Source organism: Marinitoga sp. 1137 (assembly GCF_001941525.1).
GTDB lineage: Bacteria > Thermotogota > Thermotogae > Petrotogales > Petrotogaceae > Marinitoga > Marinitoga piezophila.
The window spans coordinates 438,032-460,042 of sequence record NZ_CP009471.1 but is presented as its reverse complement, the minus strand read 5'-3'; the positions used below and the strand labels follow the sequence as shown (position 1 = coordinate 460,042).

Genomic DNA, 22,011 nt, shown 5'->3' with positions numbered 1-22,011 from the left:
CATTATTTAATTACAATTTCAACATCTTTCTTATCAAAAGCAATAGCAACTTTTATTATTCTTTCTATTCCATGGCTTTTTATTTCCGTTTCATAATTCTTTTCTTCTATTTGTTTCATTCCTTTTTCTGCGCTACTTTTTAAATCTCCATCTTTTTTATAGTATTTTTTAAATTCAAATATTATCCCTGGATTGCTTCTCTTTTTTGGAATTAATATTAAATCCGCTCTTCCATATCCTGATTCTCTATTGCTTTTTATTATATATTCCTTTTGTAATCCCACACTCAGTCCCAATATAAGTCCATGATAAAACCTTTCTGGTTCTTTTCCACTTACATCAAAATAACTTATTGTATTTTCTACTAATTCTTTAAAATTTTCTTTGAATTCTTCATAATTTTCCTCTATTAAATCTTTTAACAGTGTTTTGTATTTAAAACCTGAATCCTCTAATATGTTAACCACTGTTTTTTTAAAGAAATCAAGAGCTTCTTTGTTTGTTATTTTTAGTCTGTATTCTGCACTGTTTCCTTCCCCTATTTTGTCTATCCAGGTTAAGTATCCTGTAAATAAAAAGAGTGTCCATACGCTTTCTTCTACATTGACATTTAAATCTCCATATACCAAATTTTCATTTATTGTTGTTGTTACTGTTTCACCTTCTATTAAATCATAAATCTTTGATTTTATTTCTGCACTTCCTTTGGCTATTAAATCTTTTATTAACTTATTCCCGCTGGTGTTTATCCAGTAATTCTTTATTTCCTTTTCAAAGATTAAATTCATTATTGAATATGGATTGTATATTTCAAATCCTCCAAAATTAAATCCATTATACCATTCTATTATCTTTTCTTCTTCGTATTCCATTCCATAATATTTCAAAGCTTCATGTAATTCTTCTTTTGTCATTCCGAATTTGTCATTAAATAATCTGCTTAATACAGTTGAAATTTGGAGGTTATTTACTCCTGTAAATATACTCTCTTTTGCCACTCTTGTTATTCCTGTTAATACAGCTTTTTCTAAATACTCATTATCTTTTAATGCATTTCCAAGTATATTTCCTATAAAATCTATTAGCTCATCATAATATCCATTTAGATATGATTGTTGTATCGGTGTATCGTATTCGTCTATTAATAATATTACCTTTTTACCATGATATATATATAAATATTCTGTTAGATTTTTTATTCCATCTTCGAAAACAGCGTCTTCTGCAGTTTTATCTAATATACCTATAATTCTTTTTTTATCCCATTGTGTTATTTTATCAGTATTAAGGAGATATACGTACTTTGTATATAATTTTGATATTAACTCTCTTATTCCGTTTTTCATATCTTCATATTTTTTCTTCTTTAAGCCTTTAAAACTAATAAATATAACAGGATAATTATTTAAATACTTTTCTATTATTTTCTTTTCATTCCAGATTTTTAAATCTTTAAATAAATTCTCACTGTTTTCTTTCATTGAAAAGAAATGTTCTAACATGCTCATATTTAATGTTTTTCCAAATCTCCTTGGTCGAGTGATTAATATTACTCTTCCAGCTGATAATATATCCTTTATGAGCATACTTTTATCTATGAAATACATATTGTTTTCCATTATGGTTTTAAAGTTGCTTTCTCCCAGAGGAAGACTTTTTAATTCCTTCATTTTTTCACCCCCATGGTGTTATTATACCATACACAAAAACTCCTGCATTGAAAAATGCAGGAGTTTTTTGTCTCTTTTAGAGAGTGGTGATATTCGGATAATAAAAAATTACAGAATACAATTAGAAAAGATTTATCGGAGTTTCTATCTCTTTCAGAGAGTAGTGATATTCGGATTGAACCTGGAATGATAAGAAAAGAGGTTATGATCGCTGAAAGTTTCTATCTCTTTCAGAGAGTAGTGATATTCGGATTGAGAGCTATAGATGAAGATGTGTGGGCTAATCAGGTCAAAGGTTTCTATCTCTTTCAGAGAGTAGTTATATTCGGATAATATTACAGCACAAGAAGCAGTGATGTTTATGAACCTTTGGTTTCTATCTCTTTCAGAGAGTAGTGATATTCGGATATTGATTTACCTTATATCTACAAAGAAGGAGACAAACAAAGGTTTCTATCTCTTTCAGAGAGTAGTTATATTCGGATAGAGAAGCCTTCGTTGAAGGCTTCGAAAAAGGTTCAACAAGTTTCTATCTCTTTCAGAGAGTAGTTATATTCGGATAGAGAAGCCTTCGTTGAAGGCTTCGAAAAAGGTTCAACAAGTTTCTATCTCTTTCAGAGAGTAGTTATATTCGGATAAGAATATCACAAAATGAGAGAATATATTGAAGATGATGAAGTTTCTATCTCTTTCAGAGAGTAGTTATATTCGGATTACGAGGGAAATTTGACAGTATGGTTCACCAAACCTGTCAAGTTTCTATCTCTTTCAGAGAGTAGTTATATTCGGATTGAAAAAGACATGACTGAATACACAAAACAATTGATGAAAAAATAGTTTCTATCTCTTTCAGAGAGTAGTTATATTCGGATTTGGAAAAGTGGCAAGCAAAGGCCACCTCCTAATAAGTAGGGTTTCTATCTCTTTCAGAGAGTAGTTATATTCGGATGAAATAATAGATGCAATTGAAAATGGAGAAGATGAATTTTAGTTTCTATCTCTTTCAGAGAGTAGTTATATTCGGATTTAAAATACGAAAGAGATTTTTTAGTATTCAATCAAATGGATGTTTCTATCTCTTTCAGAGAGTAGTTATATTCGGATAATATCCTTGAAAATTTTAGAAGCAGGTTAGAAATATCAGCAGTTTCTATCTCTTTCAGAGAGTAGTTATATTCGGATATGTTAAGCGAAGAATTAAAAGATGAAAGGGTTATGAAAGGGTTTCTATCTCTTTCAGAGAGTAGTTATATTCGGATTTATCATAAATATCGATTTTAAAGTAGTAGTAGATAGTTTCTATCTCTTTCAGAGAGTAGTTATATTCGGATAAAGCCGAAGGACGTTCCCAAACCTCAGCTTTCCTCAAGCTGTTTCTATCTCTTTCAGAGAGTAGTTATATTCGGATACAGGCATAGCGATATAAGCTCTTGTAGAGGTGAGAGAAAAGTTTCTATCTCTTTCAGAGAGTAGTTATATTCGGATATAAGGGAGCGCTTTGATTTTGTTACGTTCTATGCTTATGTGTTTCTATCTCTTTCAGAGAGTAGTTATATTCGGATGAATTAACAATCACAACATTTAGTGGGATAGAAAAAGGGACGTTTCTATCTCTTTCAGAGAGTAGTTATATTCGGATATGTTAGAAGATACATTTGAAAATCTGAGGACTACAGCAATAGTTTCTATCTCTTTCAGAGAGTAGTTATATTCGGATGGTGTAAATAATACATCTTTGATAAATAAATTAAAGTTTTAGTTTCTATCTCTTTCAGAGAGTAGTTATATTCGGATAAAAGAAGAAACTGGTCACGCACCAGAAAAATGAATAAGAGTTTCTATCTCTTTCAGAGAGTAGTTATATTCGGATCCTGTTGAAAGAGGCTTTAAATTTCGAGTATGGTATAAATAGTTTCTATCTCTTTCAGAGAGTAGTTATATTCGGATAGTATAGTTAATATCTTTTTTGTATTGACATCTTTTATATGTTTCTATCTCTTTCAGAGAGTAGTTATATTCGGATCTTGGATATTATATTTATAATGTTTATGAAAATTTCAAGTAGTTTCTATCTCTTTCAGAGAGTAGTTATATTCGGATAGCTGGTTTCTAGAGTGGTTATTATTAGCGTTTTTTAGAAGGTGATTTTTCGAACCTGTTTTTTAATTTTGAAATTTTCAGCATTTTTTCGAATAAAATCTCTATAATCGGCTTTTTATCTATATTCGTACCTGTTTTTCAGTTTTCCTTTGTTTAAGCTGCTTTCAGAGATTTTGTGTTTTTTGATTTAGGTCCGTATACGAACTATTTTTATTATAACATTCTAAAATCCTTTTGTCAAGTGGTTTTTGAAAAGTGTTACAAAATTATAAACCTCTGCGAACCTCATAGATATGTTTTAGTTTATTTATGCACATTTCATAATTTTGACTATTTTGCGGATATCTTTCTTTTGTTTTTCTTTTATATTTAGTTTATTTATAAATTTCTTATTTCCGAGTATTGCTGTTTTTTTTATCCATTCTTTATTATTGCTTATATTTCCTTGTGCATTGTAATAATCTCATATGCTTCCATTATTATTTTCATCCCCCATTCTCCTTTCGACGAGTTATATTTCTATTTTACTACTCATCATAAGCTTTTTCTTCCTTAGAGGGGTCAATTTGTTTTACCATATACACACTTTTTATTCTTTTCTACTTTAACCTTTACAATTAATTTCAGGGGTCTTATATTTTCTTGAAATTAATTTTGTGATGTGTTAAAATAGAAATGTATAATTTAATTCAAGATTAATTAGAATATATTTATATTATTAATATATCATTGATTGGTTGAAGATGTTAATTTTTAATAAATAGGAGGGAAAAAATGAACATTCTAGAATTTGAGTTACTTACAACATCGCCCATGTTTGCAAGTAGAGACGGAAAAACATTTTCTTTAACTCCGCAAAGCGTAAGAGGAGTAATGAGATTCTGGTTTAGAGCTGTTGTTCCAAGAGTAATAGATATTCATTATTATAACGGTGAAAGAAAACCATATATAGGATTAAAAAAAGCAGAAGAATTAATATTTGGTTCAACAGAAAGAAAATCAAGTTTTGATGTGATAGTTGATTTAATATCGCCTACTAATATTACAAACAATCACGATTATTTTACTTTTGCAAGAATAAATAAAAGAAACAGAAAAATAAATTACATTTATGGAATTTATGGTGTAGAAGAGAGAGAATTTTTAAAAGAAAAATCAAAATTAAATATAACTTTTATCATAAAAAAGCAACCAGATAAATTATTAAATATCATAATAAATTTAATGAACTTAATTTCTTTAGTAAGCGGGTTTGGTGCAAAAACAAGAAAAGGTTTTGGAAGCTTTAAAATAGAGTTAATAAAAACGAATAAAGAAAATTCATCAGAAATTAAAAACAGTGTAAAAAATATTTTAAATGAATTAGATGAAAATTTGAAACGATATTTTAGCTCTATATCCGATACTCATTTCAAGTATTCTCAAACAGAATTTTTAGATATACCTGAATTTCCTGTATTATTATCAGATCCCAAAACTTATAGAGTCGTTTCGACAAAAAAATCTCCAATCAAGAATTTTTCTGATATCTATAAAAAACTCTATGCAACTGAAATGCAAGAATCTAAAAAAGGAGTTTATATAAAAGTTAAAAAGAAACTAAGAACTTTGAATAACACTGAGTCTTTTACAAATGCTTTAAGAGAAGTTGAAGCATCTTCAAAAAATACAATTGAAAGTAATATTATTTTTTATCAGGCATTAATGGGATTACCTATAAATTATAAATATAATATTACCTCTAAAAAATTGCGTAATTATAAAGGTAATGAATACACTTTAACAAACGGTGAAAGAAAAGCTTCACCATTTTTCTTCTCGTTTCATTTAAATGAAAAAAATGAATATTATGTAAGAATATTAATGATAACAAGTAAAATTTCTTTAAATAACAAAATATATTTCGAAGGAAGAAGAAATAAATTAATAACTGAGAGTCCAGAAAGTTTTGAAATATATAATCAAGCAATGGATATATTTAAAAAGGAAGTTGAAAAAAAATTAACGAATAAGGGGGAGAAAAAGTGAATTGGGAGAAAAAAATTATAGCGCTTTTGCATGATCCGATAGAAAAAGCGTTAAATCTTGAAAAACATGAAAATATTGCAAATAGAAGATTAAATAAATTGGGAACATATTTAAAAGATGATTATAAAAATCCCGATTATCTTTCAAGCGCTGCAGATAGAATATTATTTCCAAAAGAAAAAGAACATTTCAGTAAAAGAATCAGCATAAATATATACCATTATCCAGAATATTTACATCCATTAAATGGTGAAAAATTAGAAGATTATTTTAAAAATGATTTTAAACAAAAAATTGATAAACTTAATTCGGAAAAAATAACTGATAAATTAGAAAAATTAGAAGATTTCAAAAAAACATATTATAAAACATGGTGGGAACTTCCAGAACAAACTGAATTATCATTTATGTTACCTGGAGATACAAGAATCCCAAGTCATTCGATAATTGATCATCTTGATAGTGCTTCTGCAATGAGTGTTAGCAATAAAATGTCTTTATTATTAGTATCTATAGGACCTGTTCAAGAGTTCATAGCGGCTGCAAGAAAAACTATAGATTTAAAAGTTGGAAGTTATATGTTATCCTATTTAACCTTCCAAGGAATAAAAGTAATAGGTGAAGAGTATGGATATGACAATGTAATATTCCCATACATGAGAGGCAATTATTTTGTGAAAAAAGAATTCGAAAAAATCGGTATATTCGTTGAAACATCTGCTGATCCTGGCGTTGCTTCACTTCCTAATATTTTCACTGCCATTGTTCCAACAAAAGATCTAGAAAAAATAAAGAGCAAAATCAAAAAAGCAATAAAAGATGAAATGTCAAATATAAGTCAATTTATAAAAATATATATTGAAGATTTAATTCAATCAGAAAAAAAATATAAAGAAACAATTTTTCAAAAACTTGAAGCATTCAAAAACTGGGATAAACAAATTTCTCAATTCCCAATAATAATTACAGTTGATCAAGAAATTAATAACATTGAAAAATATATTGAAAAACATTATATTTATACAGAAGATGAAAATATTAAAAAATTATATCAAAAAATGAAACAACTTGAATCAACATATCAAATGAAAGATATAGCTTTTTATGGAATGTATAGTGAATTATTGGGTATAAAAAGTTCTCTAAGAAAAACTACACGTGATTTTATTCAACTATTTGAAGATGATGTTGTAAATGGTGACGATTTAAGCGGAGCAAATAAAGCAGTAATCGAAATCATAGACAAAGATGAAAAAAAGGAAAGATTATCGGCACTTTCAGCAATAAAGAGATTATTTGTTGAATATCTAAATGAAATTGGATACAAAGAAGCTTATGAAAAATTAAAATATGTAAAATCAACTGAAGAAATAGCAGGAAAATATAAACTTGCAGTATTATTGATGGATGGAGATAATATGGGAAAATGGATATCGGGAACATTAGCTCCATCATTTAAAAAAAGACTACATTCAAAAGTTATAAAAGAATTAGAAAGAGAAGACAAAGAATACACAAAACTATTGGAAAATATAAATCTTGTAACTCCATCATATCAGAGGATGATTAGTAGAACTTTAAATAATTTTTCAAATTTTGTACCAAAAGTGGTGGAAGAATTTGATGGATTATTAATATATGCTGGCGGAGATGATGTGCTAGCTCTTTTCCCTTCTAATAAAGTTTTTGATGCTGCTAATAAATTGAGAAAAGTTTATTCTGGAATTGGTGAAGAAAAAGTTGGAGAATATGTATTCAAAAATGGCTGGTGCTATAAAAAAGAAAAAAATCTGGAATATCCTGTATTTAATATGATGGGAAAACAGGCAACAATGAGTGCTGGAATTGTTATATCGAAACATAATTTTAATTTAAAACTTGCACTTAACAAGGCTCGAGAAATGGAAAAACTTGCTAAATCTAATGAAGAAAAAAGTGGTAGAAAAAAAGATAGTTTTGCAATAGCTACAATAAGAAGAAGCGGACAAATAAATATATCAAAAAGTTTTTGGGAATTGAATAGATTTGATATTCTTTTAAAAGGTTTAGAATTTATAAAAGATTTTGAAAAAGAAAAATCCATTAAAAATATAATTTTACGTTTAAAATCTGAATATATAAATTATTGTTTTGATGAATTTGGAAACGAAATTTTAACCATTGAAGATTTTAAAAATAATATTATACCATTTCTTGAAAAAAGAATGGAAATAAAAAAAGATAAATTAAAAAATTCATTTGTAAAATTAATTACACTTAATGAAAGATTCCTTACTGGAAATAAATTAATGGAATATTTCAATACCCTTGAAAATATAGAATATGCAAGAAGGGAGAATATATATGAAAAAAATTAAAACATTGTTTATTAAACCAGTGGATTGGGTTGGTTTTAGAAAATCAAAAACTTTTTCTCACGCTGAGGAAACAATATTTCCTAATCCAAAAACATTTTATGGTGCAATAATGACAGCATATATGAGAAAGAAAAATTTAACCCAGGAAGAAATAGAACAAATAATAAAAGATAAAAAACTGAAAATTATAGGTCCATTTTTAACCGATAGTGAAAGTAACATATACTTTAGAATGCCTGCAATAATAAAACAAAATGATATCACAAAAGAATTTTATAAAGGCGAAATAGATGAAACATTTACTTTTAATTTAAACGGTAAAGAATTATATGGGATAAAATATAAGAGTATGAGAAATTTAAAAGAGCCTGAAAAAACGTATATTTCATTAAATGAATTAGAAGAACTAAAAAAAGGAAATTTAAAAATTTCCAATGATAATTCTGAGATATATTTTAAAGAAGAAAAAATAGGAATTGCTCTTGAAAATAGAAAAGCAATGGAGGGTATGCTATATTCATATTCATATTTTAGATTTATAGACGATGCAGGATTTGCTTTTTTTATAGAGCGAGATGAATTAAATATATTAAATGAAATTGAAATAATTACTCTTGGTACAAAAGGAAAAATGGCAAAAATTGAAATAAAAGAGATAGAAACTTCTATCTTTGACCCAATAATTGATACTCAAAAAGGTTTATTGTTACTAACTCCAGCATACTTTGAAGATGGAGTAAAACCTATATTTGATAGTAATATTATAGCTATTGCCAATTATAAACCTGAAACAATTGGATACTGGGATCTTAAAAATAATCATCCTGGTGAACAATTTAAAGTGGTTCCTTCGGGAAGTGTTTATGTAATAAAAGGTGATTTTGAAAAAGAAAATTATAAAATAAATTTTACTGATAAATATGATGAATATAATTTTGGAAAATATATTGAAATAAAAATTTAAGGGGGTTATTAACTTGAGTGGAAAAGTTGGATTTTTATATGCAGTAACACAAATTCATGCAGGTAAAGGAATGGATGTTGGAGTTGTAGATCAACCAATACAAAGGGAGGTACATACTGGATTCCCAATAATAGCAGGAATAAAAGGAGCAATAAGAAATGAATTATCTTTCAATAAAGAAGAAGAAATATTTGGGTCTAAACCAGGTAATAACAATAAAGAATCAAAACCAGGTAATATAACTTTCTCAGAAGCCAAAATATTATTTTTCCCATTAAGAAGTATAAATAGAGGTTTAGTATGGATAACATGTCCAATGGTATTATCCAGATTAAAAACCGCTTTTGAAATTTCAGGGAATACTGAAATGGCGTCAAAAATAAATAAATTTCTCAAAACAATAAAAAATAAAAAAGAATATTCAACATTTAAAAGTACTGTTGTTAATGTGGAAGAATATGCTATAGAAACCGAAGAATCTAACGAATTAAAAGAACTAATGAAAGAATTAAAAAAAGTATCTCCTGATGAATATTTACAAAAAGTATTAGAAGAAAATGTTATTGTATTAAAAGATGAAGATTTCTCTTTTTTTGTTAGAAACGCTACAGAAGTATTACCAAGAATTAGAATAAATCCTGATACTGGTACAGTAGCAGAAGGTGCATTATGGTATGAAGAATATTTACCCCAAGACACTGTAATGTTCTTTTTAATAAAATCGCTAAAAAATAGCGAAGAATTGCTTAACGAAGTAGAAAAGAATTTAGATAAAGAATACATAAATATTGGTGGAAAGGCCTCTGTTGGAAAAGGTTTTTCATATATAAAATTAATGTGAGGTGAAAATGTGAAAAGAGAAAACAGCACAAAATTATTAGCAAAAAAATTTGTTATTCAGAAAATAAATAAAAAATATAAAGATGATTATAGATCTTTGATAAAAGGGCTTGGTTCAATGATAATACAAAACGGGTTATATGGAACCCTTGTATTTTTAAAAGCAAAAAACAAAGATCATCATAAAGCTGTATTTAATGATATTGAACAATATCTTAAAGAAAAAGGGTTGTTTAAGGGAGAGGATTTGCTTACATTTCTTGAAAATACAGAAGAACTTTCTACTATACAGGAAAAAGTGTTAGAATTTACAAATTGGTATAGGAGATATGTTGATATATTTATTCAAACAGGTGGTGAATAAACTTGAAGTATTATACCAATTATAAACCAGAAAATTTAAAAAACGCGAGTTTGTATTATGATAAATTTGTATACCATGAAGCAAATCCAGAAGATCTAAAAAAAATAAAAGATGATTATAAAGATATATTAATAAATTTGGATAAAAATATAATAAAAAAGAATATAGAGATTATAAAAAATATAAGAATTCAAATGATAAATAAAATAAAAAAACATTATAACGTTAAAACTTATATAGTAAAAAATAAAACACCATTTTTAATAGGAGCAGGAATTCCTTCAATAGATGAAATAGGATTTTATTGGAGTAGAAATTATGGACTTCCAATAATTCCAGGTACGTCAATAAAGGGAGCTTTTAGAAAATATATCGAATCAAATAATGATTTAAAAAGTATTATAGATGTAGTTTTTGGAAATGCTGAGAAAAAAGGATATATTGATTTTTTAGATGCAATACCTATTAATACTATAAAATTAAATATTGACTATCAAACACCACATTTTCAGGAATATTATATGAATAATCAACCTCCAAATGATGTATATAATCCCATTCCATTGAATTATTTAAATGTTTCTAATGGAACTTTTAGAATAGATTTATTAATTTCTGCAGATTCCAATGAAGTTATAAATATTATAAACATTCATTTTAAATACTTTTTAGAATATTTTGGAATTGGTGCAAAAACTTCTATGGGATATGGAAGATTTAAAATTCAAGAATTAAGTAATTTTGATAGAAGGTGATACTATTTTTTATAGTATAGTCATAGAATTAAAAGCATTAGAAAGTGGGGTTATCCCCACTTTTCCTGGTAAAAAGATACATGGCCTTTTTTTTAATATATTAAAAGATGTTGATAAAGAAATTTCTTATAAACTCCATGAAGACAAAAATTATAAACCTTTTACAGTTTCCTCTTTTCTTGGGAAAAAAATTGATGAGCCAGTAACTATTTTAAAAGGAAAAAGATATTATATAAGAATGACATTTTTAGAAGAAAAAATTTTTATCTTATTTACAACAAAAATATTTAAAAATAAAATTTTCAAAGAAAAAATAAATATTGAAGATATTTCATTTTCAATAATCAGGATAATTTTTGATAAGGAACACAGTAAATGGGCTAATTTATTAACTATTGATGATTTGCTAAAAGAAAATTATGACAATAAAATTTCTCTTACTTTTATTACTCCGACACTGTTTAAAACTGGAGACAAACATTTAAGATATCCGGATCCGGAAAAAATATTTAATAGCTTATTAATAAAATTCAATAAATATAGTCCTTATAAACTCAATGAAAAAGTAAAAGAAAAATTTAATACTATTAAAATAATTCAAAGAAAAACTCATTTAAAATACATATATTTTCCAAATTTTTATTTACAGGGATTTACAGGTAATGTAGTTTTTGAAATTCCTGAAGATAATTATGAATTAAAAAAGACAGCAAATATTTTATCTGATTTTGCATTTTATGCCGGAGTGGGGTATAAAACCACCATGGGATTAGGTCAAACACGAAGGGAGGAACCAGTTAATGTATAGTAATATTGTTCTTACAGGGGGAAAATCAATTTTAGGCAAATTTAATTTATTAGGAAAATTTATTGAAGATAATAATATCGAACACGTTAAAAATTTAAAAAGTGAAGATGTTGAAAAATGGATAGAAAAAGTAAAAGTCGCCTTTCAAAACTCAAAAAGTGATCCTAAAAAAGTTAGTGTTGAATATTCTTTAGTACATACTTTAAAAGAAATGAATAAATTAGCAAATAATCCTGATATATCCATTATTCATACAAACACTAAAGAAGGTATTATCTCTGCAAAATTAAATGAATATATATTTAGAAAAGATTTTAATGCAAATGTGATTTTAAAAGGTGTAGATTTTGATATAAATGATAGAATAAAATTAAATAAACAATATGGTGAATTTATGGATATTCTTGTAACTGAATTACAAAAAGGAAATATTTATAACACCTTTTTCTCGCCAACACCTGGATATAAAGTTATGTCTTATTTAGGATATGTAGCTGGTTCATTTTATGGTTATAAAATGGGATATTTATATGAAGAAGGTTCTGTATTTCAGGAAGTTCCTCCAATCCCTATAAAGTTTGATATTGAAGAATCTATAGATTATTTATACTTAATAAAAGAAATTCAGGAATCAGAAATTAAATATAATTCTTTATCAAAAATGGAACAAGAGTTTATTGATAATCATACATACTTTTTTGATACCATTGATGGAGTAGTTGTTTTAAATGCCTTTGGATTATTTTTATTTAAAAATATTCTTACAACTGAAATATTTATTTCAGATGAATTAAAAGAAATGTGGGATAAACTTGATAATGATAAAAGAAAATTTGTAAAAACTCAAATTTTTGAGCTTATACGAAAAATAAAATTATTTAAAAGTAATAACAATTCTTATAAAGGAGAATTAATGCATAACAAATCCTGGGAAGGAAAAAGATTTAATAAACCTTATTTATATAAATCAATTACCGGAAATATTTTTAGAGCTGTTTGGGATACAGATGAAAATAAATTAAATTTATACTATATATGGTTAGATCATGATAAATATGAAAGAGAATATGAGAAAATAATGCAAAAATATCAAGACTATAAATGCAAAAATCTATTAGAACTTATATAGGAGGCAATTTATGGAAAAAATATTATTATTATCTTTTCTTGGAAAAGGAAGATATAATGAATCATTATATTATAGATTAGAAGCTGAAAACAAAAAAGCTAAAAGTTATTTAAGCCCTTTAGCTAATGCATATTTAGAAAAAGAAAGAGGAAATGATGTTGAAATAAAATTCTTTATAACAAAAGAAGTTAAAGAAAATTTTCTGGAAAATCCTAATAGCGAACATGGTCAAAATATAAATAATGAAATAAATAATCTGCATCAAAAAGGAATAAGTGTAACCTTTGAAAATATTCCAGAAGGAAGGAATTATAATGAACTCGAAGAAATAATTTCAATTATAAAAAAGTCAATAAGTGAATTTTCGGAAAAAGAAATTATTTTTGATTTAACTCATGGTCTTAGGCATATATCAACCTTTACCACTGGAGTAATTTTTTATTTAAAAAATTTACAGCAGGATTTTGAAGAAAAAAATATTATATTATATTATGGTGCTTATGATATAAGAAAGGAATTTAAAAACAAACCTCCAGAAGTACCGATTCTTAATATTTCATCGACATTAGAACTTTCAAACTTAACCCTTGCTTTGGAGGAATTTAAAGAATATGGAATTACAAAAAGAATAGAAAAAGCTTTAAGAAATATCCAGAAATTAGTTGCAACAAATAAATTATGTAATGTGAATAAATTGAAATTTTCTTCTCTTTCTACTGAGTTATCTAATTTTAATAATATTATAAAAATTCCAGCATCACCTGAAAAAATTATAAATTCTATACTAAAAATAAAGGAAATTTTGGATAATAGCATTATAGAATTTAGAAATTGTTCAAAAAGCACAGAAAAGTTATTTTTCATAGAACCTATTAATTATTTTTTGGCCACTCTTAGAAAAATTATCGTGGAAGATTTATTTTATAATATCGATTCAATAAAAAATGATAATACATTAACCAGGGAAAAAATTATATTTATGGCAAATTTCATAAAATTATTATTAAAATGGGAAATGTATTCAGAAGCAATGATTCAGATTAGAGAACTTTTAATTGATTTACATCTATTAGCAAAAGGGCAAATATTATACTATGATGATAAAGAAAAAAGAGAAAGAATATTTTGGGAAGATTCTTTAAAAAGAAATGAAATTGCAGAAAGATTGGATAAACTAACTAAAAATATTATAGACACAAGAAATAAAATTGCACATGCCGGAAGAGGCACTGATGACTTCAAAAAAGAGAACTTAAAAAAATTATTGTTGTCGTATGTAAGAGAAATTGAAGAATTATCAAATAATATAGAGTTATTTGAGAAAAAAGAAGCTACCTTAAAGAGAAAAGTTTACTTACTAAATTCCATAATAATTCCACTTTCAAAAGATAGTGAAACAGGAAACTTTGATATAGAAAAAATTACAAAAGAAAAGTTTTATAATTTTTTAAAAAACGCTCTGAATGAACAGACTTTGGACTCTGCAATAGGTCACGATTCAATAAAACATTTTATAAAAGAACAGTTTGATTTGGATATTCCTCTGGAAAGAAAAGAAATTTATTTTGCTCCTGGGGAAGAGGCTATTGTAATAAAATTAGAAAAAAGGCCTGAAGAAGGAAAAATCTATACAAAGGAAGAAATGGACTATATGGAAGAAAACAATTTAATTGGATACTATTATATAAAAAGAAAATTTTAAAAATTAGAGAATTGTGTATGAAAATTACGATACGAATGGTTGGAAAGAAATATAAAATAAACTACAAAATTTATCAATAAATTTTATTATTCAAAATCCCTATATGTTCTGTGATTTAGAATGTATAGGGATTTATTTGATTAAACGACAAATTATAAATTTACAAAAAAGTTGCTTGATATTAGTTATCATATATGATAGCATAAAGAGTATGATAAAATGAGTATATGGTCTTTAAAGAAATCTATTAAGACAATAAAATGAAAAGTTATAAAGATTTAATGCAAGAACTTTTAGAAGACGAAAAATTCAGAGAAATTCACTTTAAAAAAGAAGCTCTTCATCATTTTTTAGATGAAATTGTAAAAGATGAAAAGAAAAAAGGCAAATTTATAGAAGCCCTGAATCTATTATAAAAATAAAGATAGTATAGAAGAAATACAGCAAAAGTCGGAATAAAACCAATTACGTTACCCTTATTAAAATAACCCCTGAAAATCAGGGGTTATTTTAATAAGGTATATATAATTTCCACTCATAATCAGTTAAAGCTACTTTATTTGCTATATGCAAAGGATATGGAAGCTTATAATTTGTATATGGTGTGGAATGAGCAACTCTCGTTAGTAAATATATTTGTTCAATTATCTCTTCAATTGTATAATCCGTATTATTTTCAAGAATTTTTACTTCAACTCCTTTTTGATTTAAAAAGGTTTTAGGATAATAGATATATGTATTTTCGTCAAGCTTTATAATCCATTCTTTCAGATCATCATATGAATTAATATTTGTATTTTTGTTAACTTCAACCAGAGTATATTTCGTATCATTATAAGAAATAAAATTCTTGATTATTTCAATATCTTCTATAAATCTTCCGTCCCTTAAAATAAATACATTTTCAGGCGAAACATTAAATTTTTCAATATATTTTTCAAATGCCTTAATATATTCTTTTTCTAAAATATCCAGATTCATTTTTTCATTTAATTCCAGATTTTTATGTTTTCCTATATACAATATATCTCCAGTATTATCAACTGCCGCAATACAAAGATTTGTTTTTCTTGCATAGGTATCGTGACTTAAATCTATTCCTATATATAAATTTTTCTCCTTATCTTCCATTTTCTTCAATATAAATGGTTTACATTCTGGAATAAAATTTCCCATTTTATAAACATAACTTTTTATGATAAACGGTTTTATATCTTCTAATTTTTCTTTTAATATAGGTTGAAGAATTAGATTATCTGGAAAATTTCTTACAAGTGGATCTATATTTCCTATATATTTATCAAGCAAAACTATAGCCATTACATTATCTTCTATTTGATTTATAAACTCTGTATTTTTTACTGTAAATTCTTCAGGATTATATAAAAATGCTGAGCTTTTAGTTTTAGAATCTCTTAAAAACTCAACCTTTGAAAATCCAAGTTCTGCTGCTGCACGATAAAAAACTGAATGTTTGTTATGGAATAATTCTTTTAAAGATTTTTGAACTTCAAAAAACTGTTTTTTTGAAGAAAAGAAGAATATTGCCTTAAGAGGTTGTTCGTTTTTATAGAAAGAATATTTGAAAACATCTTTAGCATAACGAGATTCGCCATTTTTAAATTTATATATAACATTTATAAATATTTTATATCCATCTTTCAATTGATAATTTTCATTAAGATTAGTAATTTTATTTAAGAATCCTAATGTTTTTGGTATTTTTTTAAATCCTTCAAATACTTTATTTTTATATATTTCGTGTACTTCTTTTGAAAAACCGTATTTTTCTGCATCACGAGTTGTAAAATTAAAAAGGTAATTCTCTGGATAAGCAACTTCTACTATTTGGTTATTTCCAATATCTATTTTTAAAATTCCATCCAAGCCTGAAATATATGGAAAACTTTTTCCAGATTTTATATTATATAAATATCCGCTTTTTATGGCTGATTCTAATGCAGGTTCTTTTGAAAGGAAAGTAAACTTAGGTAGTATTGATAAATAATACTCATTGGAAATATTATGTATTTTTATTTTATAAGTTAAGTGTGCATTTACATTTTCATTTGAATCTAAAGAAAACACTTCTGTGGTTGAAATGAAATTATTTCCTTTTTTAAAATAAAAATCATTGTCAAGAAAAAGTTTTTTTATGAATTTGTATAGTGTCTTTATAAATAATTTTTTATCTTCTTCTTCCTTGATTATCTCTTCTTTTTCAACTTTATATTGGAAAACATTTTTGGGGGTAATTTGAAAATCAATATCAGGTATCTCAATCCAGACAAGATCGTTTGAATCCTGGAATTTAAAATTATTCACTCTTGAAAGATTTCTGGCAAATAATTTAGGTTCCATGTCAGGATTGTAGAAGTAAAGTCGTTTAATTTTTTTAGGAATGTCAATCTTATACAAATTTAAATACATGCCCCTTCCCCCTCTCTCATATTATTAAAAAATCCTTGTCGTAATACTTTCCTTTATCAATGCCTATTGTGACAATATATCTTCTACTTTCTTTAGATATGGGATAAATTCTTATGGTGTCCTCATCTTTTTTTATTTGCTTTTTTAAACCTTTTATAAGTTTTTTCAATTGGTCCTGGTTTAATTCCGTTTCAAAAACACTGTATTGAACTCTAACTCCATAACTTTCAAGATATTTTACAACCTTTCGTCTTCTTTTATCATTTGTAATATCATAACTTACAACATAAAACATTTAATTCCCCACCCTATAAAATGGAATATATTCCTCTTCATCTCCAATAACAACTCTGGCATAATGTCTTGCCTGCTTTTGAAATATTGTTCTAATATAATTTGTTTCTTCGTCTAAATGATATCGCATTTTTTGAGATATCATCTCTTCGTATTTGGATATAAATTTCTTCATTCCCTCATCTGTAAAATATATAATATTTTCATCTTTTTTATTGAAATCATCTTTGCTTATTTCATTTCTATTAATTAATTTAAGTATAAAGTTGTCTATTATGATATTTCTAAATTCTTCAACCAGATCAAATAAAAGTGATTTTTTTGATATTTCTATGGTATGAAGATTACCAAAATATGGATCTAATCCAACGATATTAATAGCTGCCATAACTTCGTTATACAAAAGATAGTATCCAAATGATAGCATGGCATTTACAGGATCTCTTGGTGGGTGCATAATGCGTTTTTTAAATTTGAAATTTTCGTTTTTTATTAATTTTTTAAATCCTTCAAAATAATATTTAGAACCAATTCCTTCAAATCCTCTTACTTCATCAATATCTTTTCCTTTATCAACTTTTTCTATAATCTTTCTAATCGAAGCAATTTCCTTGCTTAAAGTTCCTTTAGGTAAATATCTACTTCTATTAATCAAAAAATCATATGAATTTTTCAGTTTTCCTTTAACTATTGCTTTTGAAATTTTCAGTTTGAATTTTTCATCATAAGAGCGTTCGTATTGTTTTAATCTTAATAACACATTTCTGTATTCATCGGTATATAATTTTCCTCTGTATTTTCCAGTTTTCGTCATAAAAATAACTTCTATTTCATGATCAAGAAAATAGCTAATAATTGGAGTAGTAAGGGAAATATTCCCCATTAAATTAATCTTTTCAATTTTATTTAACGGAATCTCTGAAATAATAGAATTTTCTTTAGAAATAACAAGTCGTCCTTCTCTTTTAGAAAGCACAGCTCCTTGTTCTGTGATATACAAAATCATTTAAAAATCTCCTTATAATATAATTTCTATATCATCGCCAAATCTTTTTATTGTACCTATTTCGGTTCTTAACTCTTTTGAATCGCCCATCTTTTTAGCTATCATTCTTTTTAAATTTTTAATTTCTTTTTCTATTTCAAACTTTTCAGCATTTTTTTCAACAATCTTTTTAGCAATGTCATTTATGTCAATCTTATCAAGAAACATTTCTTCTATATTTTCTACAATTGCATATGGTGAATTATAATTACCCTGAAATTTACATGTGCAGTTTTCAAGACTCAACGATATATCTTTATTCAATATAATTTTCCGTATCTCTTCACAGGTTATTGGAACGCCTAAACTTTGTTTTATAATCATATCAATACGTTTTTTTGAAAAATTAATTGTTTGAGATAATTTCATTTCTATAAACTTTTTTGAATTTTCAAGATTAGCAAGTGATTTTATAAAAATCATTTCTTCCTCTTCTGTAATATATGCCTCTTTTTCTATCTTTTCGTTAATCTGTTTTAAAATATGGCATCCTTCAATCATTTGGGTAAAAATATTCTTATTACTTTTTGGCAGCGTTTTTCTAATTGAACTTTTAATTTTTTTAGATGCAGAATTTTTAGAACTGGTTGTTCTTTTTTTATATGTAACATTAAAATCATCATAATCATTTTCATTGAATATTTCTCTAAAAAGTTTATTAATTTCAGTTGCCTTATTTTCTTTTATATTATTCAGAAATTCAATTTGATTTTCAATGACATTAAAATCATTATCCACAAATAAACATTTTTTACCTGTCTTTTTATGAACTCCAAGAGGTACTTTTATTAAATTTCCTAATCCACCATTTAAAGATGTTTGTTTTGGAAATATCTCAACATCGATACCTTCTTCTAATTCAATTCTATCCAAAATTTTCTCCATAATATACTTTATTTTATAAGCAGAAACAGGAATATCAAAAAATATCCATATATGATATCCTCTATTGCCAGTAAATTCAAAATAATGAGTTATATTTTCCAAATTCAATTCTCTAGATAATCGTTTAGCAACTTTTTTACTATTTTCTTCATATACAAATTTATCTTCTCTATTTAAATAATGCTTTTTTATATCTATATCATATGCTGCAAATTTAACAGTATCATTCTTTTTTAAAAGATATATTCCTAAAGTCTTTTTACCAGAAAAATGATTTTTTATATCCTGAAAATTCAAAGGTCTTCTAATAGGTCTATATCCACCTTCATATTGAATAGAAAAAACATCTTCTCTTCCTGAAAAAAGCGTCATAAAACGTTTTATTGCATTTTGAGATGGTGCTTTTAATTCGATTTTATCTGAGAGCTCTTTCACTTTAGATTCTATTCCTAATTCTTTGTATATTTTCAATGCTTTTTCAAATTTATTATTTTCTTCATAAATAATAGCAAGTTTACTCATATACTCCGAATCATTAATTTCAGAAACTATTTTTTCAAAAATTGGTTCTGCTTCTTCAAATTTTTGAAAATCAAATAATAAATATGCATAACGTACTAAAGAATTATCTTTAATACTCAATTCATTAAAAGCTTTTTGATAATATTCAATTGCTTTTTCAAAATCAAAATCTTCTTCAGCCTTAAAAGCTAATTCTTTAAAATTCATATTATCACCAACTAAATAAATTTGAAGTATATATTATAATTTTAACATAATGAAATTATTATGTCAATATTTATAGGAGAAATTTAAAATAGTTTTTGGTGATTAAAAGATAAAAAAGCTCCTGCTTTTAATGCAGGAGCTTTCTATCTCTTTCAGAGAGTAGTGATATTCGGATAAGTATTTTTTATTTAATAAGTTGCTTCAAAAATGAATTGTTTCTATCTCTTTCAGAGAGTAGTGATATTCGGATTTGATATTAATTGGATAGACATAGATGATACAGGTTAGTTTCTATCTCTTTCAGAGAGTAGTGATATTCGGATATGAAAAAAGAAAGTGATGAATTTGTAGAAGATAAAATTATGTTTCTATCTCTTTCAGAGAGTAGTGATATTCGGATTTTTGAATTTTAGATATCATTTTCAAATGATGATTGTTTCTATCTCTTTCAGAGAGTAGTTATATTCGGATGAAGTTAGAAAAGCTTCTCGAAAAATATGAAAAGAAAAAAAGTTTCTATCTCTTTCAGAGAGTAGTTATATTCGGATATTCACCGAATAGTGCGTATGACTGGTATATACGCACTGACGTTTCTATCTCTTTCAGAGAGTAGTGATATTCGGATAATAGTAAGACACCTAATAACACACCTCCTAAGAACCTTAAGTTTCTATCTCTTTCAGAGAGTAGTGATATTCGGATTGAATAAAGATGATTTAATAGATGCACGAGAACTTTTGTTTCTATCTCTTTCAGAGAGTAGTGATATTCGGATATTTAAGTAAAAGTAATTTATATGGAGTTACAGTTGTTAGTTTCTATCTCTTTCAGAGAGTAGTGATATTCGGATAAAAGAAGTTGCAGAAAAAGCAGGGATTTCGCTGGATTATAGTTTCTATCTCTTTCAGAGAGTAGTGATATTCGGATCAAGGGAACGTTAAGCATGGAGTAGATGTAAATGTAACAGCAGTTTCTATCTCTTTCAGAGAGTAGTGATATTCGGATGTTGTAAAATAAAATTTAAAGAGGTGGTGAGGTATGAAAGGGTTTCTATCTCTTTCAGAGAGTAGTGATATTCGGATTGCAAGATGTTCTATTTCTTGATTTGTTAATACTTTTATCTGTTTCTATCTCTTTCAGAGAGTAGTGATATTCGGATAAATGAGTATTAAAGAATTCTTAGAAGAAGAATACGGAGACGTTTCTATCTCTTTCAGAGAGTAGTGATATTCGGATAATCCATTACCAACGTATATTTCGGCGTGTATATATTTGTGGTTTCTATCTCTTTCAGAGAGTAGTGATATTCGGATTGATAGTGTAGAGTATTTTGGTCTCGGAACAACCTACACCAGTTTCTATCTCTTTCAGAGAGTAGTGATATTCGGATTGGTGCTCTATTATTTCAGCACCTTGAAGAAATTCATCGACTTGTTTCTATCTCTTTCAGAGAGTAGTGATATTCGGATATTAGAGAAGGATTTTTTGTATTGGAATTGGTAGGTGAAGGGTTTCTATCTCTTTCAGAGAGTAGTTATATTCGGATCACAGTGGTTCTACATATTGGAACAAAGAAGGAAAAATAGTTTCTATCTCTTTCAGAGAGTAGTGATATTCGGATATGGCAAAAGTTAGGCATGTTGAAATTAAAAATTTTGATTTGGTTTCTATCTCTTTCAGAGAGTAGTGATATTCGGATTCAGAGTTTGGTTATGCAAAAGACCAAGCAAAAAAAATAAAGTTTCTATCTCTTTCAGAGAGTAGTGATATTCGGATAAAGAATTAAAAGAAAAATATGACTGGTGGGAAGATGAGAAGTTTCTATCTCTTTCAGAGAGTAGTGATATTCGGATACCGATTGGAGACAGTAAGCTTATAAAAGAATATGCAGAAAGTTTCTATCTCTTTCAG

15 protein-coding genes and 2 CRISPR repeat arrays (1 of these 17 running past the window's edge) are annotated in these 22,011 nt (G+C 26.4%); of the genes, 10 read left to right on the top strand and 5 right to left on the bottom strand.

Annotation, left to right across the window (positions count from 1 at the left end; translation table 11 throughout):
• Positions 1 to 2: 2 nt before the first annotated feature.
• Positions 3 to 1,670 (bottom strand): AAA family ATPase, encoded by a 1,668-nt coding sequence (locus LN42_RS02340; protein ID WP_075780268.1) that lies wholly within the window; start codon positions 1,668 to 1,670, stop codon positions 3 to 5.
• Positions 1,671 to 1,733: 63 nt separating this feature from the next.
• A CRISPR array of direct repeats spans positions 1,734 to 3,770; the repeat unit is 36 nt; unit sequence GTTTCTATCTCTTTCAGAGAGTAGTTATATTCGGAT.
• 774 nt (positions 3,771 to 4,544) lie between these two features.
• On the opposite strand from LN42_RS02340, the gene cmr1 reads away from it, so the two are divergent.
• From cmr1 to LN42_RS10920, 10 genes are all read left to right on the top strand, one after another.
• Positions 4,545 to 5,798 (top strand): type III-B CRISPR module RAMP protein Cmr1, encoded by a 1,254-nt coding sequence (cmr1, locus tag LN42_RS02335; RefSeq protein WP_075780267.1) that lies wholly within the window; start codon positions 4,545 to 4,547, stop codon positions 5,796 to 5,798.
• Positions 5,795 to 8,155, top strand: a complete 2,361-nt coding sequence (cas10, locus tag LN42_RS02330) for a type III-B CRISPR-associated protein Cas10/Cmr2 (protein WP_014295929.1) — start codon at positions 5,795 to 5,797, stop codon at positions 8,153 to 8,155. Before cmr1 ends, cas10 begins: the two co-directional genes overlap by 4 nt.
• Positions 8,142 to 9,119: a type III-B CRISPR module-associated protein Cmr3 gene (gene cmr3 / locus LN42_RS02325; protein WP_014295928.1), complete on the top strand. Its 978-nt coding sequence runs from the start codon at positions 8,142 to 8,144 to the stop codon at positions 9,117 to 9,119. Before cas10 ends, cmr3 begins: the two co-directional genes overlap by 14 nt.
• 13 nt (positions 9,120 to 9,132) lie before the next feature.
• A complete protein-coding gene (cmr4, locus tag LN42_RS02320) occupies positions 9,133 to 9,960 on the top strand; it encodes a type III-B CRISPR module RAMP protein Cmr4 (protein ID WP_014295927.1) in 828 nt (275 codons plus the stop codon).
• Between the two features lie 9 nt (positions 9,961 to 9,969).
• Positions 9,970 to 10,323 (top strand): type III-B CRISPR module-associated protein Cmr5, encoded by a 354-nt coding sequence (cmr5, locus tag LN42_RS02315; RefSeq protein ID WP_014295926.1) that lies wholly within the window; start codon positions 9,970 to 9,972, stop codon positions 10,321 to 10,323.
• 2 nt (positions 10,324 to 10,325) lie between these two features.
• Entirely contained in the window at positions 10,326 to 11,078 is a 753-nt protein-coding gene (gene cmr6 / locus LN42_RS02310) for a type III-B CRISPR module RAMP protein Cmr6 (RefSeq protein WP_014295925.1), read from the top strand.
• The gene (cas6, locus tag LN42_RS02305) at positions 11,065 to 11,886 is read left to right on the top strand and encodes a CRISPR-associated endoribonuclease Cas6 (RefSeq protein WP_075780266.1); all 822 of its coding nucleotides are present in this window, start codon (positions 11,065 to 11,067) and stop codon (positions 11,884 to 11,886) included. Before cmr6 ends, cas6 begins: the two co-directional genes overlap by 14 nt.
• Complete coding sequence (locus LN42_RS02300; RefSeq protein WP_014295923.1) at positions 11,879 to 13,015, top strand: CRISPR-associated protein; 1,137 nt, start codon at positions 11,879 to 11,881, stop codon at positions 13,013 to 13,015. Before cas6 ends, LN42_RS02300 begins: the two co-directional genes overlap by 8 nt.
• Positions 13,016 to 13,025: 10 nt before the next feature.
• The gene (locus tag LN42_RS02295) at positions 13,026 to 14,717 is read left to right on the top strand and encodes a TM1812 family CRISPR-associated protein (protein ID WP_014295922.1); all 1,692 of its coding nucleotides are present in this window, start codon (positions 13,026 to 13,028) and stop codon (positions 14,715 to 14,717) included.
• A gap of 260 nt (positions 14,718 to 14,977) precedes the next feature.
• Entirely contained in the window at positions 14,978 to 15,133 is a 156-nt protein-coding gene (locus tag LN42_RS10920; RefSeq protein ID WP_156865381.1) for a hypothetical protein, read from the top strand.
• A gap of 94 nt (positions 15,134 to 15,227) precedes the next feature.
• Here the strand turns inward: LN42_RS10920 and LN42_RS02290 are convergent, their stop codons facing one another.
• Genes LN42_RS02290 through LN42_RS02275 form a run of 4 tightly spaced genes read right to left on the bottom strand, consistent with a single transcriptional unit; the run spans position 15,228 to position 20,100 of the window.
• Positions 15,228 to 17,147: a hypothetical protein gene (locus tag LN42_RS02290; RefSeq protein ID WP_075780265.1), complete on the bottom strand. Its 1,920-nt coding sequence runs from the start codon at positions 17,145 to 17,147 to the stop codon at positions 15,228 to 15,230.
• A gap of 16 nt (positions 17,148 to 17,163) precedes the next feature.
• The gene (cas2, locus tag LN42_RS02285; protein ID WP_014295920.1) at positions 17,164 to 17,442 is read right to left on the bottom strand and encodes a CRISPR-associated endonuclease Cas2; all 279 of its coding nucleotides are present in this window, start codon (positions 17,440 to 17,442) and stop codon (positions 17,164 to 17,166) included.
• Positions 17,443 to 18,447 (bottom strand): CRISPR-associated endonuclease Cas1, encoded by a 1,005-nt coding sequence (gene cas1 / locus LN42_RS02280; protein WP_075780264.1) that lies wholly within the window; start codon positions 18,445 to 18,447, stop codon positions 17,443 to 17,445.
• 12 nt (positions 18,448 to 18,459) lie between these two features.
• On the bottom strand, positions 18,460 to 20,100 hold the full coding sequence (locus tag LN42_RS02275; protein WP_075780263.1) for a CRISPR-associated primase-polymerase type A1: 1,641 nt from the start codon (positions 20,098 to 20,100) through the stop codon (positions 18,460 to 18,462).
• A 139-nt stretch (positions 20,101 to 20,239) separates the two neighbouring features.
• Positions 20,240 to 22,011: a CRISPR direct-repeat array (repeat unit 35 nt; unit sequence TTTCTATCTCTTTCAGAGAGTAGTGATATTCGGAT); it runs 784 nt beyond the window's last position.